This window comes from Pseudomonas sp. GM74, assembly GCF_000282455.1.
Lineage (GTDB): Bacteria > Pseudomonadota > Gammaproteobacteria > Pseudomonadales > Pseudomonadaceae > Aquipseudomonas.
Map to the genome: position 1 here is coordinate 19,044 of NZ_AKJG01000120.1, position 14,309 is coordinate 33,352.

General features: G+C 59.1%; 12 protein-coding genes. All 12 read left to right on the top strand.

Annotated features, from left to right (window positions below; genetic code table 11):
- Window positions 1-41: 41 nt before the first annotated feature.
- The 12 genes from PMI34_RS05385 (at window position 42) to fliD (ending at window position 14,285) form a co-directional block, all read left to right on the top strand.
- The gene (locus PMI34_RS05385) at window positions 42-2,978 is read left to right on the top strand and encodes a TIGR00180 family glycosyltransferase (protein WP_008052849.1); all 2,937 of its coding nucleotides are present in this window, start codon (window positions 42-44) and stop codon (window positions 2,976-2,978) included.
- Window positions 2,979-3,008: 30 nt separating this feature from the next.
- Complete coding sequence (gene pseB / locus PMI34_RS05380; protein ID WP_008052850.1) at window positions 3,009-4,010, top strand: UDP-N-acetylglucosamine 4,6-dehydratase (inverting); 1,002 nt, start codon at window positions 3,009-3,011, stop codon at window positions 4,008-4,010.
- Window positions 4,007-5,170 carry a UDP-4-amino-4,6-dideoxy-N-acetyl-beta-L-altrosamine transaminase gene (pseC, locus tag PMI34_RS05375; RefSeq protein WP_008052851.1) on the top strand — a complete coding sequence of 388 codons (1,164 nt, stop codon included), beginning with the start codon at window positions 4,007-4,009 and terminating at the stop codon, window positions 5,168-5,170. The genes pseB and pseC overlap by 4 nt, the downstream gene beginning before the upstream one ends.
- Window positions 5,171-5,176: 6 nt before the next feature.
- Window positions 5,177-5,872, top strand: coding sequence for a pseudaminic acid cytidylyltransferase (gene pseF / locus PMI34_RS05370; RefSeq protein ID WP_008052852.1), 696 nt, complete (start codon window positions 5,177-5,179; stop codon window positions 5,870-5,872).
- Window positions 5,869-7,374 (top strand): UDP-2,4-diacetamido-2,4,6-trideoxy-beta-L-altropyranose hydrolase, encoded by a 1,506-nt coding sequence (pseG, locus tag PMI34_RS05365; protein WP_008052853.1) that lies wholly within the window; start codon window positions 5,869-5,871, stop codon window positions 7,372-7,374. Before pseF ends, pseG begins: the two co-directional genes overlap by 4 nt.
- Window positions 7,367-8,419, top strand: coding sequence for a pseudaminic acid synthase (pseI, locus tag PMI34_RS05360; RefSeq protein WP_008052854.1), 1,053 nt, complete (start codon window positions 7,367-7,369; stop codon window positions 8,417-8,419). Before pseG ends, pseI begins: the two co-directional genes overlap by 8 nt.
- A gap of 226 nt (window positions 8,420-8,645) precedes the next feature.
- Entirely contained in the window at window positions 8,646-9,572 is a 927-nt protein-coding gene (locus tag PMI34_RS05355) for a ketoacyl-ACP synthase III (protein ID WP_008052855.1), read from the top strand.
- A 91-nt stretch (window positions 9,573-9,663) separates the two neighbouring features.
- The gene (locus PMI34_RS05350; protein ID WP_008052856.1) at window positions 9,664-10,956 is read left to right on the top strand and encodes a motility associated factor glycosyltransferase family protein; all 1,293 of its coding nucleotides are present in this window, start codon (window positions 9,664-9,666) and stop codon (window positions 10,954-10,956) included.
- Window positions 10,953-11,222 carry a hypothetical protein gene (locus PMI34_RS05345; protein ID WP_008052858.1) on the top strand — a complete coding sequence of 90 codons (270 nt, stop codon included), beginning with the start codon at window positions 10,953-10,955 and terminating at the stop codon, window positions 11,220-11,222. Before PMI34_RS05350 ends, PMI34_RS05345 begins: the two co-directional genes overlap by 4 nt.
- A gap of 255 nt (window positions 11,223-11,477) precedes the next feature.
- Window positions 11,478-12,323: a flagellin domain-containing protein gene (locus tag PMI34_RS05340; protein ID WP_008052859.1), complete on the top strand. Its 846-nt coding sequence runs from the start codon at window positions 11,478-11,480 to the stop codon at window positions 12,321-12,323.
- 71 nt (window positions 12,324-12,394) lie between these two features.
- Window positions 12,395-12,760 (top strand): flagellar protein FlaG, encoded by a 366-nt coding sequence (locus PMI34_RS05335; protein ID WP_008052860.1) that lies wholly within the window; start codon window positions 12,395-12,397, stop codon window positions 12,758-12,760.
- Window positions 12,761-12,842: 82 nt separating this feature from the next.
- Window positions 12,843-14,285 carry a flagellar filament capping protein FliD gene (gene fliD, locus PMI34_RS05330; protein ID WP_008052861.1) on the top strand — a complete coding sequence of 481 codons (1,443 nt, stop codon included), beginning with the start codon at window positions 12,843-12,845 and terminating at the stop codon, window positions 14,283-14,285.
- Window positions 14,286-14,309: the final 24 nt, after the last annotated feature.

Consider the following 14,309-nt stretch of genomic DNA (forward strand, 5'->3'; position numbering starts at 1 on the left):
TTTCAGGCGTCAGGCGACTGGCCGGTTGTGGGGATAGGAAAATGCAGGTTCAAAGCAGTACGCAAACCAACGTGACACCGCTGGACGAATTGTTCACGGTGGTGCTGATCACCCACAACCGCAAGGCGTTCCTGCGACGCGCGTTGCAGTACTACAGCAGTTACTCCGCCAAGGTCCTGGTGCTGGATTCATCGGTGCAGGGCGATGACAGCATCGCGGGCGATTTTCCTTCGGTCGATTATCGCCATTTGCCTGATTACACCTATCTGGGGTTTCAGCAAAAGCTTGCCTATGGGGTCAGCCAGGTTACTACGCCCTACATGGTGCTGGCCGCTGACGACGATTTCATGCTGCACGGTGCATTGACCGACTCGGTCAATTTTCTGGAAGCCAACCCCGATTACGGCATGTGCCATGGCTATTGCCTGATGTACCTCACGCACGCCAACTTCGTGCAGTACTATCGCCGTGACAAGAAGGTGCAAGAGGACTACAGCGCCGAGCGTGCGCAGGATCGTATTCTCGACTACATGGGGCAGTACATACCGCCGTTCTATGCAGTGCATCGCACCGCGTTGTTGCAGGACTGGTATGCGGCGATGCCGCAAGGCACGATTTTCGAGTGGCAGGAAATCGGCCATGTGTATTACGTGCTGGCACGGGCCAAGGCGCGGATTCTGCCGATTCCGTATGTGGTGCGGGAGGTCAACTATGGCCGCTCGGATCACAACACCGAGATCATTCACGTCCTCCGTTTCCAGGATGCCCGTTCCGTCGCCGAGCGTGAGCGCTTTGCCGGGTTCCTTGCCACGTTGCCAACCGAAATAAATGAGCCGAACGCGGAGCAAACCGCAGCCTTTGCCCTGCAGAGTTTCCAGGCGCTGGCGGACAGCCTCGCCACGCGCAATGCACTGACGATCGAGCCGATCTTCGAGTCCTGGTGGAAAGACCCGACCACGGGCCCGAAACGAGTCTTCGGCCCCCGGCAATACGTCGAAATGCCGTTCTACAATCAGGCGTTTTTCGATCAGTTGACCGAGTTTGAATTCCTCCTGCATGCGATGCCCGCCGGGCGCTTGCAGCGGGAAGAAATGGAAGGTGCATTGCTCAAGCAGCACACGCTGCTGAGCACCTATTCCAATGACACGCCCGAGACTATCCATAATCGCTTGCTGGAAGCCGTGCAGTTGGGGCCATTCAACCGTCGTGTTGTGCAGAAAATGCATCGACAACTGCTGGATCTGGGCCAGAACGGTGATGCGCAAGTACTCGCAGACTGGATGGCGCGGCTGGACAGCGTGCCGACGTACGACAGCCGTCAAATGCTCGACAGCACGCGTTCCGGTCAGTTGATGAACTGGTTGCAGGCACGTCAGCCGAACGAGACCGCCATCGGCAAGATCAATCAGCAACTGGCGACTGTCGGGGGTGGGCCGCAGTTCGGCATTCTGTTGCTGGATCTTGAAGCTGACATGGACAAGCTTCAGGTCACCTTCGACAGCCTGATGGAAAGCGCTTTGCGCGCGTTCAAGGTGGTGGTCTTCACGACGGGGGATCTGCCGGCTGTCACGACCGAACAGAGCACCGTGCATTTCGTCAAAGTCAGCACCGCTAACTACGTCGACAAGCTGAACCAGATCGCCCGGCGCTCGAACGCCGATTGGTTGCTGCTGGCCGAGGCCGGTGACGAGTTCACCCGCAGCGGTTTCCTGCGTGCCGGCCTTGAGTTGCAGAACGCTGAAGGTTGCCGTGCAGTGGCCATGGATGAGATCCATCGTCGCACTGACGGCACGTTGAGCGACATGTTCCGCTCGGCGTTCAACCTCGATCTGCTGCAAAGCATGCCGTCGCTGACGGCCCGGCATTGGCTGATTCGCCGCGAAGTCATGGTCGAGGCCGGTGGCTTTGCCCGCGAGTACAGCGATGCGCTGGAGTTCGACCTGCTGTTGCGCCTGATCGAAGCCGGGGGCCTGGCTGGCCTGGCGCATCTGGCCGAGCCGTTGCTGATCACCCAGGCCGTGGCGCCGGCGCCGAGCGAGCATCAACGTCAGGCCCTCGTGCGGCATCTGGCAACCCGCGGTTATCAGGCGCAAGTGAGTGCCGAGGCATTCGGTGGCTTGCGCGTCGATTACCGCCACGCCGACCGACCGAAAGTGTCGATCATCGTCTGCAGCGATGACAATCAGGAACACCTGCAGCGTTGCCTGGTGAGTGTGTTGCAACGCACTCGTTATCAGAACAACGAGATCATCATTGCCGATAACCACAGCCAGTCGAGCGAACTGCTGGCCTGGCTGGAAAGCCTCGAGCAAAACGGGCGTGGGCGTATTCGTCTGATCAGAAATGAGCAGCGCCTGAGCGCTTCGGCTTTGGTCAATCAAGCTGCCGCTCAGGCTCAAGGCGAGTATCTGGTGCTGCTGGCGGCGGACGCCGAAGTGCTCAACGCCAGTTGGATCGAAACCTTGCTGAACCAGGCTCAGCGCCCGGAAGTCGGCGTGGTCGGCGCCAAACTGGTGGATCGTGAAGGTTCTGTGACCTGTGCCGGATTCATCCTGGGCCTTGGTGATGGTTTGGCTTCACCGTTCCTCGGCGAGAAAAAAGACGCAACGGGTTACATGCACCGGTTGCTGGTCGAGCAGAATTGTTCGGCGGTCTCCGGCGCTTGCCTGATGGTGCGCAAGGAGATTTTCGAGGCCTTGGGTGGACTGGATCAGGAACACTTCGATGAGGCGTTCGCCGACGTCGACCTGTGCCTGAAAGCCGCCGATGCCGGGCTGTTGACCGTATGGACGCCGCAGGTGCAGATCGTCCACACCGGTACGTTGCCGAACGATGCGCAGGCCGTTGCCGCACTGCAAGACAAGTGGCAAGCGCACTTTGCCCAAGACGTAGCCTACAACCAGAACCTTTCCCTGACCGGCAAGGGCTTCACCCTCGGCCAGGCCTCCAGTATCGACTGGGCACAGTTGCTCGCCTAAGCCTGACGATCAGGAAACAGGACTCAAGACATGTTCAACGGTCAATCGATTTTCATCTCCGGCGGCACCGGCTCGTTCGGTCGCAACTTCATTCGCCGCTTGCTGGAGCAATATCAGCCCAAGCGCGTGGTGGTGTTCTCGCGCGATGAACTCAAGCAATACGAAATGCAGCAGACGTTCAATGCGCCGTGCATGCGTTATTTCCTCGGAGACGTGCGCGACGCCGACCGTTTGCGTCAGGCGATGCGCGGCATCGATTATGTGGTGCACGCAGCTGCACTCAAGCAAGTGCCGGCGGCGGAATACAACCCGACCGAGTGTATTCGCACCAACGTCAATGGCGCGGAAAACATCATTGCCGCCGCCATCGACAATGGCGTGAAGAAAGTGGTGGCGCTGTCGACCGACAAGGCGGCCAGCCCGATCAACCTGTACGGCGCAACCAAGCTGCTGTCGGACAAACTGTTCGTGGCCGCCAACAACATTGCCGGCGAACAGCAGACCCGTTTTGCCGTGGTGCGCTATGGCAACGTGGCCGGTTCGCGGGGGTCGGTGGTGCCGTTCTTCAGCAAACTGATTGCCGATGGTGCCGAGGAGTTGCCGATCACCGATGAGCGCATGACGCGCTTCTGGATCACCCTCGACCATGGTGTGCAGTTTGTTCTCGACAGCTTTGCACGCATGCACGGTGGTGAAGTATTCGTGCCGAAGATCCCGTCGATCCGCATTGTCGATCTGGCGCGCGGCATGGCCGAGCATCTGCCGCACAAGCACGTCGGGATTCGTCCGGGCGAGAAACTGCACGAGCTGATGGTGCCGCTGGACGATGCGCGGATGACCCTGGAGTTTGCCGATCACTACACCATCCAGCCGTCGATCCGCTTCACCAGCGTCGACGTCGATTTCGCTGTCGACAAATCGGGCGAGCGCGGTCAGCCGGTGGGGGAGGAGTTCGAATACCGTTCCGACACCAACCCGCACTTCCTCTCGGTCGGGCAGATTGCCGACCTGCACGCGAAGCTGTCGAAATGATCCCTTACGGTCGGCAGAGTCTCGATCAGGCCGATATCGACGCTGTGGTCGACGTGCTGAAATCCGACTGGCTGACCCAAGGGCCGGCCATCGAGCGTTTCGAACAGGCAATGGCCGAACGTTGCCAGGCGGATTACGCGGTAGCGGTGTGCAACGCCACGGCGGCGCTGCACATTGCCTGTCTTGCGGCCGGGCTTGGCGCGGGTGATCGCTTGTGGACGACGCCGAACACTTTTCTGGCCTCGGCCAACTGCGGTCGTTATTGCGGCGCCGAGGTTGATTTTGTCGATATCGATCCGCTGACCTGGAACCTCGATACGTTCGCGCTGGCCAAGAAGCTGGAGCGGGCCGAGCGCGACGGTACGTTGCCGAAGGTATTGGTGGCGGTGGCGTTCTCTGGGCAAAGCTGCGACATGCGCCGGATCGGCGAACTGGCCGAGCGCTACGACTTCACCGTCATCGAAGATGCTTCGCATGCGGTCGGCGCCTCATACGCCGGTCGTCCTGTGGGCTGTGGTGAATTCGCGGCGATGACCGTGTTCAGTTTTCATCCGGTGAAGATCATCACCAGTGCCGAGGGCGGCATGGTGCTGACCAATCGCGCGGAGCTGGCCGAGCGCTTGCAGCGCTTGCGCAGCCACGGCATGACCCGCGATCGGCAACAGATGAGCGAGCCCAGCCACGGCCCGTGGTATTACCAGCAGGTGGAGTTGGGCTTCAATTACCGGATCACCGATTTGCAAGCCGCGCTCGGGCTGTCGCAGCTTGGCAAGCTGGATGAGTTTGTCGTCCGTCGACGTGAGCTGGCGGCGCGCTATGAGCGCTTGCTGGCCTGCCTGCCAGTGACATTGCCGAGCGCACAGTCCGAAGCCGAATCCGCCTGGCATTTGTACGTGGTGCGTTTGCAGAGCGAGCGCATCAACCTCAGCCATCGTCAGGTGTTCGAAGGCTTGCGCGCGGCCGGGGTCGGGGTGAATCTGCACTATATTCCGGTGCACTTGCAGCCTTACTATCAAGACCTGGGTTTTACCGAGGGAGACTTTCCCGAGGCCGAACGTTATTACGCAGAAGCGATCAGCCTGCCGCTGTTTCCACTGCTGACTGATGAGCAACAGGACTACGTGGTCGAGCAATTGCGACGGCTGGTTCTTGAGGAGTAGGACAAGGTGAGCTGCGTTGCGATCATCCCCGCCCGTGGTGGCAGCAAGCGCATTGCGCGCAAGAACCTGAAGCCGTTCGACGGCGTGCCGATGATCGTCCGTTCGATTCGCACGGCGCTGGAATCGGGATTGTTCGAGCGCGTGGTTGTCAGCACCGACGACGAAGAGATTGCCCAGGTAGCGCGAGCTCATGGCGCCGACGTGCCGTTCCTGCGGCCGGCCGATCTGGCCGATGATTTCACCGGTACCGCTGCTGTGATCGTCCACGCCTTGCAGCAGTTGCCGGGCTTCGATTACGCCTGTTGCGTGTACGCCACCGCGCCGCTGTTGCAGGCGCGGTATTTGCGTCAGGGTTTTGATTTGCTGGAGCGGCGTGGGGACAAATCCTTTGCCTTCTCCGTCAGCAGTTTCGGTTTCCCGATCCAGCGTGCGTTGACCCTCGACGGGCAGGGCGCGCTGACGGCGTTGTATCCGGAATTTCGTAATACCCGCTCACAGGATCTGCCTGAAGCATTTCAGGATGCCGGCCAGTTCTACTGGGGGCGCAGCGAGGCCTGGTTGCGCGGCGAGGTGTTGTTCTCACCGGCCAGTCTGCCGGTGATCGTGCCGCGGCATCTGGTACAGGACATCGACACGCCAGAAGACTGGACGCGCGCCGAGTATCTGTACGCCGCGCTCAAGGCGGGCGGAGAGCTTTCATGAGAGTGCTGATCCGTGCCGACGCCTCGCCGACCATCGGCAGCGGCCACATCGCTCGTTGCCTGAGTTTGGCGCGGGTGCTGCGCAAGCAGGGCAGTCATGTGGCGTTTGCCTGTCGGCGCTTGCCGGGACATCGGCTCGACGCCTTGCAGGTCGAAGGTTTCGAGACGTTCGCGCTGCCCGAGCGCTATGTCGATGAAGACCCGCAGCAGACCATCGAAGCGATGCTGCCTTGGCGGGCCGACATTGATGCGCTAGCCCAATTGCTTGATGGTCACGCCGGGTTCGACTGGATCATCGTCGACCACTATGGCCTCGATCATCACTGGCAAACGGCAGCCCGGCGCTGGGCACCACGGATTGCCGCGGTGGATGATCTGGGGACTCGGCGCTACAGCGTCGATCTGCTGCTCAATCAGAACTTGTCGGGCCTGACCGAGAATTACCCACCACTGCTGCCTGAAGGTTGCCGCACGCTGCTCGGCCCGCGCTACGCCATGTTGCGAGAAGAGTTCAGTTGCCCGGCCATTGCGATCAAACCCAGGGCGCAGCGGGTGCTGGTGAACTTCGGTGGTTTCGACGCGGCGATGCAGACCCATCACGCCATGTTGGCGCTGGCCGATTTTGCAGCGCTGGAAGTGGACTTTGTCGCCGGCGCCGATAACCCGGCATGGGCGCAGATGCAGGCGCTGGCCGAGACTCGGCCGAACTGGCATCTGCACAGTTTTGTCAGCGATTTTTATCAGCGCATGAGCGCGGCCGATCTGTTTATCGGCGCGGGTGGCGGTACCAGTTGGGAGCGCGCGGCCATGGGCCTGCCGACGATTTGTATCGCCGTGTCGAACAACCAGCAGGCCAATGGCGAAGTGATGGCGGCAGCGGGGGCGCATGTGTTCCTGGGCGCTCGCGAGCAGGTCAGTGTCGAGCAATTGCGCCAGGCCATCGGCTTTGTCGCCGGGAATTTTTATTTGCGTCAAAGCCTCGCCGATCGTTCGCGGCGACTGGTCGATGGTGGCGGTGCGCTTCGCGTCGCGGTAGCGCTGGCCGGTGCGGTGCTCAACCTGCGCGTGGCGACTACGCAAGATGCTCAGTTGTTGTTCGAAGGGCGCAATGCCAAGGCAGTGCGGCGCTGGTCGAAAAATCAAGGCGTGATCGACTGGGCGCAACACCTGAACTGGTTGAACGCAAGTTTGCGCAACCCGCAGCGTCTGCTGTTGATTGCCGAGGCCGATGATGGGCCGGTGGGGGTCTTGCGTTATGACTTGCGCGGGCTCGAGGCCGAAGTGTCGATTTATCTGTTCGAGGGGCGTTTCGGGCTCGGCTGGGGCAGGGCGTTGCTGGCTCGCGGCGAATCGTTCGTCAGCGAATACTGGCCGCAATTGACGGCCATTACGGCCCAGGTGCTGCCCGCCAATCACCCCTCATTGAATGTTTTTCGAGACGCCGGGTTCACTCAAAGTGCCTGCGCGTTCACCCGTGTTTTGAAGGAACATCCCCATGCCTAGTTTCAAGATCGGCGACCGCCTGATCGGTGCCGACGCGCCGCCGTTCATCATTGCCGAGATGAGCGGCAACCATAACCAGTCGCTGGACATTGCCCTGCAAATCGTCGAAGCGGCGGCCAGGGCCGGCGCGCATGCCTTGAAACTGCAAACCTATACAGCCGGGACCATGACTCTGGATATTGCCGAGGGGGAGTTCTTCATCAAGGATCCGGGCAGTCTGTGGGCGGGCACCTCGCTCTACGATTTGTATGAAAAGGCCCATACGCCGTGGGAATGGCATGCGCCGATTTTCGCCCGGGCCAAGGAGTTGGGGATACTGGCGTTCTCGACGCCGTTCGATGACACGGCGGTGGATTTCCTCGAAAGCCTCGATGTGCCGGCCTACAAGATCGCCAGTTTCGAAAATACGGATTTGCCGTTGATCCGACGTGTGGCCGCCACCGGCAAGCCGCTGATCATCTCCACCGGCATGGCCAGCATCGCCGAGCTTGACGAAACCGTGCGCGCGGCCCGCGAGGCCGGTTGCAAGGATCTGGTGCTGCTCAAGTGCACCAGTACTTATCCAGCGACCCCGCTCAACAGCAACGTGCGCACGATCCCGCATCTGCGCCAATTGTTCGGTTGTGAAGTGGGACTGTCCGACCACTCCATGGGCGTTGGCGTGTCTGTCGCCGCTGTGGCGCTCGGCGCGACCGTGGTGGAAAAACACTTCACCCTCGACCGCGCGGCCGGCGGGGTGGATGCCAGTTTCTCGCTGGAACCTGAGGAAATGGCCAGTCTGGTGCTCGAGACCGAACGCGCCTGGCAGGCCATGGGTCAGGTGCAATACGGCCCCACCGAGGCCGAGCGCAAGTCGCTGGTGTATCGCCGTTCACTGTACGTCACCGCTGACATGGCCGCCGGTGAGCTGTTTACCGGGGACAATCTGCGCGCCATTCGTCCGGGTCTCGGTTTGCCGCCCAAGCATACCGATGCGCTACTCGGTCGCCGCGCTCGGGCCCCGATCAAGCGCGGCACGCCGCTGGACTGGTCATTGGTTGAATGACCCGATATGCAACCGATTCGGCAAAATAGCGTGACCTGCGAGTCATAACGCGCATCTTCACTGTATTGTATTGATCGGGGAGGTGGCGCCTGGCCCTTTATCGGATCCAGTGATAGCCCTTTGCGCTCCCCGTGGCTGTCCGTTGTGGCGGCCATTTTCTGTTTGTCGGCGCCCCTCGAATCCTTGCGAGCGGTGGTCTTGGGCTGTTTTTTATTGGGAAGCCGTAATGATTGGCATAAAAAGCATTGCGAGCTACGTTCCTGTAGCCGGCGTGGACAATTACGCACAAGGTGCAAAATTCGAGAAGGATGAAGAATTCATCCTCGGCAAGATCGGTTCGGCATTCCTGCCGCGCAAAGGCGCTGAACAGGAAACCTCCGATTTGTGCGTGGAAGCGGCCAATGCGCTGTTTGCCGGCAACCCTGATCTGAAACGTGAATCGATCGACGCACTGATCGTCGTCACCCAGAACGGTGACGAAGAAGGCCTGCCGCACACCGCGGCGATCGTGCAGGACAAACTCGGTCTGTCGACCAATGTCGCTGCGTTCGATATTTCCCTGGGCTGCTCCGGTTATGTATACGGCATCTACGCGATCAAGGGCTTCATGGAAGCCGCTGGTCTGAAGAACGGCCTGTTGATCACCGCTGACCCCTATTCGAAGATCGTCGACCCGGAAGATCGCAACACCACCATGCTCTTCGGTGATGCCGCTACCGCGACCTGGATGGGTGAGGATCCGTCCTGGGCGCTGGGCAAGGCCAAGTTCGGCACCGACGGTTCTGGCGCACCGCACCTGAAAGTCACCGATGGCGTGTTCTTCATGAACGGCCGTCAGGTGTTCAACTTTGCGCTGCTCAAAGTACCGGCACACTTGCACGAATTGCTCAACGACTCAGGCCTCAAGGCCGATGACATCGATGCGTTCTGCATTCACCAGGGCAGTGCGGCGATAGTCGATGCCGTGGCGCGGCGCTTCGAAGGCGAGCCGGAGAAGTTCATCAAGGACATGGTCGAGACGGGAAATACCGTTTCGTCGAGTGTTCCGCTGCTGCTGGAAAAACACGTGCTCGATTCTGACTGGAAGCGCATTGCGATCAGCGGTTTTGGCGTAGGTTTGTCCTGGGGGTCGGCGATCATCTATCGTCCCTGAGCAAGCTCTTTATCGGTAAATCGCGGCACAAAAAAGCGCTCAAGGTGTAACCTTGAGCGCTATTTTTTTGCCCGAATTTTCACGAGGCGCCATGAGCGAGTTTTTTCAATCGAATGTCGACGTTATCCAGCGTCGCTGGCCTCTGGTGGCTGCCCGTCTGTTGGCGGAAGATCCGTCATCGCTGCAGGCGGATCTGGTGGAAGGGCTGGGTTCGACGTTGAGCATCAACGGCATTCAACTGACCAGCCGCCATGACCGGACGCGCGAGGCGCAAATCCAGGCGGCGAGCCTGGCACGCAACAGTCTGGTGCTGCACGTCTACGGCACCGGGCTGGGCGATCTGCAACTGGAACTGTTGCAGCGTCCGCAGCTCAAGCAATTGCACGTGCATCTGCTCAACGGTGCGGTGTTTGCGTTGGTTCTGCAGTTGCTCGATCAACAGCCGTGGCTCAAAGATCCGCGCATCGAATTGCATTACGCCGGCGATCTTGCGGAAATCTGCCTGCCGTTTTTCGCGTTGCCCTCGGAGTTGGTATTGGCCGACGACTACAACGCCAGGATCCGTGACCGGCTGATCAGCGAAACCCACCTGAGCTTCAATAATCGCGAGTTCGACCCGCAATCACCGGAAGTCGTCGAGCGCTTGCAAGCCGGCAAGACGCTGCTGCAGGGTGATGGCGATGTGGCTGAGCTGTTCGGTTCGCAGACTGGGCGCGATGTTTTCGTGATTGCCACGGGGCCGAGTCTGGAGCTGCACTTCGAGCGCCTGCGAGCCATTCGCGAGCAAGCCGAGCGGCCGTTGTTCATTTGTGTCGATACGGCGTATCGCCCGTTGCTGGAACACGGCATTCGTCCAGACTTTGTGGTCACCATCGATCAGCGCATTTCGGCCCGGCATCTGCCGCCGACGGACACTGCTTCAATAGCGCTGGTCTATATGCCCATGGTCGATCCGCAGGTGCTCAAGGACTGGCAAGGAGTGCGCTACGCCGCTTACTCGGCCAGTCCGATCTATCAGGCGATTCGCCATCAATTGCCTCGCGGTGAACTGTATGTCGGTGGCAGTGTGATTCATCCGGCGGTGGATCTGGCGGTGAAAATGGGTGCGGCGCAGATCACTCTGTTCGGCGCCGACTTTGCTTTTCCTGGCGACAAGACCCATGCCGGGTGGGGCGACGGTGATCTGGGGCCGCAACTGGTCGCAGCCAAACACTGGGTGCTCGATGGCCATGGACAGCGAATCAAGACCCAGCTCAACTTTCGCAGTTATCTGTGCGAACTGGAGCGCTACATCGCCAGGCATCCGCAGGTGCGTTTCCATAACACCAGCCGGGCAGGAGCGATGATTGCCGGAACAGCGTTTGATCCGGAGTGGACGGTATGAGCGTGAGCGATTCGTTTGTTGTCAGGGCGCGCGAGTGCGCTGTCCTGTTTCGCCTGGGGCGGGACGTGGAGGCCGGGGGCGTGATGATCGATCTTGTGACTGATATACAGCCGTCATTCGACAAGGCATCGCAGCAAAGTCAGCAGCAGTGGTTGCAGTTGCTTGCTCAGATGCTGCAATGCCAGGAAACCCAGAATTGGCTGGCGTTGGCCGACTATCTGGAATACGAGCTGGTACAGGTGGTGACTGACAATCTGTCCATTTGAACAATTTTGCTCTGTTGCGGCTGACAGGAGGGCATTGTTTTGAGTGAGTGGCGAATTCCTGACGCCATTTATTCGCTGTTGGGCAGCAGCCAAGACCTTGATTTACGGGGAGGTGGCCAGCTGATGGCAAAAAAATTCGAAATTCTGCTAAAGCAACCTGCGTTGGCGACGATAACTATTACGAAGGTTCTCTAGGCCATACCGGGCGGTTGCCAGGGCCGGAAGCCGTAGTACCCAACCAACGAGGAATTCGTCATGGCTTTAACAGTAAACACCAACACTACTTCCCTGGGTGTTCAGAAGAACCTGAACCGTGCGTCCGACGCACTGTCGACCTCGATGTCCCGTCTGTCCTCCGGCCTGAAAATCAACAGCGCTAAAGACGACGCCGCTGGCCTGCAGATCGCTACCCGCATGACTTCGCAAATCCGTGGTCAGACCATGGCTATCAAAAACGCCAACGACGGTGTTTCGATCGCTCAGACCGCTGAAGGCGCTCTGCAAGAGTCGAGCAACATTCTGCAACGTATGCGTGAAATCTCGCTGCAATCGCGCAACGACTCGAACGGTACCGCTGACCGTACCGCTCTGGACAAAGAATTCCAACAGTCCGTCGCTGAACTGACCCGTATCGCTCAATCGACCAACCTGAACGGTAAGGCTCTGATCGACGGTACTGCTGGTGCGATGGAGTTCCAGGTAGGTTCGAACACAACTTCCGACAACCAGATCACTCTGACCCTGTCGACCAGCTTCGACGCCAGCGCCCTGGGCATGACCGGTTTGGTCATCTCTGGTGTGGACAACGCCACCAACCACACCAACGTTGACGCTTCGATCTCGGCAATCGATGCTGCCCTGGCAAACATCAACGCCACTCGCGCTGACCTGGGTGCTGCTCAGAACCGTTTCTCGACCACCATCTCCAACCTGCAGAACATCAACGAAAACGCCAGCGCTGCACTGAGCCGCGTACAGGATACCGACTTCGCTGCTGAAACTGCACAGCTGACCAAGCAACAAACTCTGCAACAAGCTTCCACCGCAGTTCTGGCTCAGGCCAACCAACTGCCATCCGCTGTACTGAAACTGCTTCAGTAATAGCTGATGAGTTTTGGCGGGGGAGTGCGCTTGCGTGCTCTCTCGCTTTTTCACTTTGAGAGGTGATGGACATGGATATGAGCGTCAAGCTGAACTTGTCTTATCCTGCGGCACAGCAGGCGACGACTGTTGCCGACAAGCCTGCGCAGAAGCCTCGAGCGGAAACTACGCAAGTGGTAGCCGTCAAGGAAGAAAGTAAAAGCGCAAAAACCGAACAGGAAAAACTGAAGATGGCCGTTGAGGAAATCGAAAAGTTCGTACAGTCGGTCAAGCGTAACCTGGAGTTTTCGATTGATGAGCCTTCAGGCAAGGTAGTGGTCAAAGTGATTGCCGGCGACTCCGGTGAGGTGATCCGCCAGATCCCCAACGAAGAAGTCCTGAAACTGGCAAACAGTTTGAATGATGCAAGCAGCCTGTTGTTCAGCGCAAAAGCCTGACAGCTGGCACGAATTTTGTTGCTATGTTCTTTTGGGCGTTGTAGTGGTCAAAAGGCCGGCGACACACTGAAGGGAGCTCCACATGGCAAGTCCAATTCTACCGGGTCTGGGTTTAGGCTCCGGCCTCGATACCACCGCCATCGTCAAAGCATTGGTGGATGCAGATAAGGCCGCCAAGCAGAATCAGATCACTCGTCAGACGACTATCAACACTTCGCAGATCTCCGCGATTGGTAGCCTCAAAAGTGTCCTGGCGAACTTTCAGACTGCGATCAAGAATCTGGGCGATACCAAAAACCCGCAATTCCTGGGTTTCACTGCGACGTCCGCCGATCCGAAAGTGCTGACAGCGGTAGCCAGCAATACGGCCGTCAACGGTACGTATTCGATCAAGGTCACCAACCTTGCGACCTCCTCCAAAGTGGCGACTGCCGCTTTTGTTGGCGGCGCCACCAGCTCTATTCCTGAAGGTACGCTGAATATCACGCAAAATGGCGTCAGCCGTCCCGTGACCATTCCGGCGGGCGCAACGTTGCAATCGGTGCGTGATGCGATCAACACCCAGCAGGGCGCCAACGGCTTCAGCGCCAACATCGTGACCGACCAGTACGGTTCGCGTCTGGTGATGGGGTCGACGACGACCGGTGCCGGTTCCGATATCACCCTCAGCGGTATTGCAGGCCTGGAAATCACAGCTGGCCAGAAAATGGACACACCGCCGACGGCGACCTCGGCCGGTGCCATCGGCGAGTTCGCGATGGATGCGAACTTCAGCGTGGATGGTCTCGCGCTGACCAGCAAGAGCAACACGGTCGATAAGGCGATCTCCGGCTTGACCCTTAATCTGGTCGCCGGTGGTAACGCAACCTCAACGGTAACAGTTGGTCCGAACAACGATGGCTTGAAAAAATCCATTCAGACGTTCGTAGACGCTTACAACCAGGTCGTGACCAGCGTGAATTCCTTGACCAAGCCAACTCTGGATGCCGACGGCAAGCCGACCGTTGCGGCAGCGTTGACCGGCGATCCTCTGACGCGCGGTATTCTGGCGTCGATTCGTGAGCCGCTGACCACTACGGGGGCAGGTGACAAACTCACGGTTCTGTCGCAGTTGGGTATTACCACCAACCAGAAGACCGGTGCGCTGGATTTCGACAGTGCCAAGTTCACAGCCGCGATGGGTACGCAGCAGCTCGGTGGTGAGGTCCAGAAGCTGTTCCTGGGCGACCCGACAGCGACCGGTGCTGCCTCCAAAGGCTTGCTGGATCGTATGAACGATGCCATCACGCCTTATACCGTTACCGGCAAGGACGGCATCCTGGATGCGCGCTCGACCAACCTGGCCAAGGCCAAGACCAATCTGTCCAACCAGCAGTTAGCTCTGGATCGTCGGGTTGCAACGCTGACTGCCGTATTGACCAAAAAGTACAACGACATGGACACTCTGGTCGGAAAGCTGAAGGCCACTGCCAGCAACATTACTTCGATGTTCGAAGCAATCTCGGCGCAGCAGAAGAACAGCTGATAGCGCTGTAGACGCCAAAAGCCC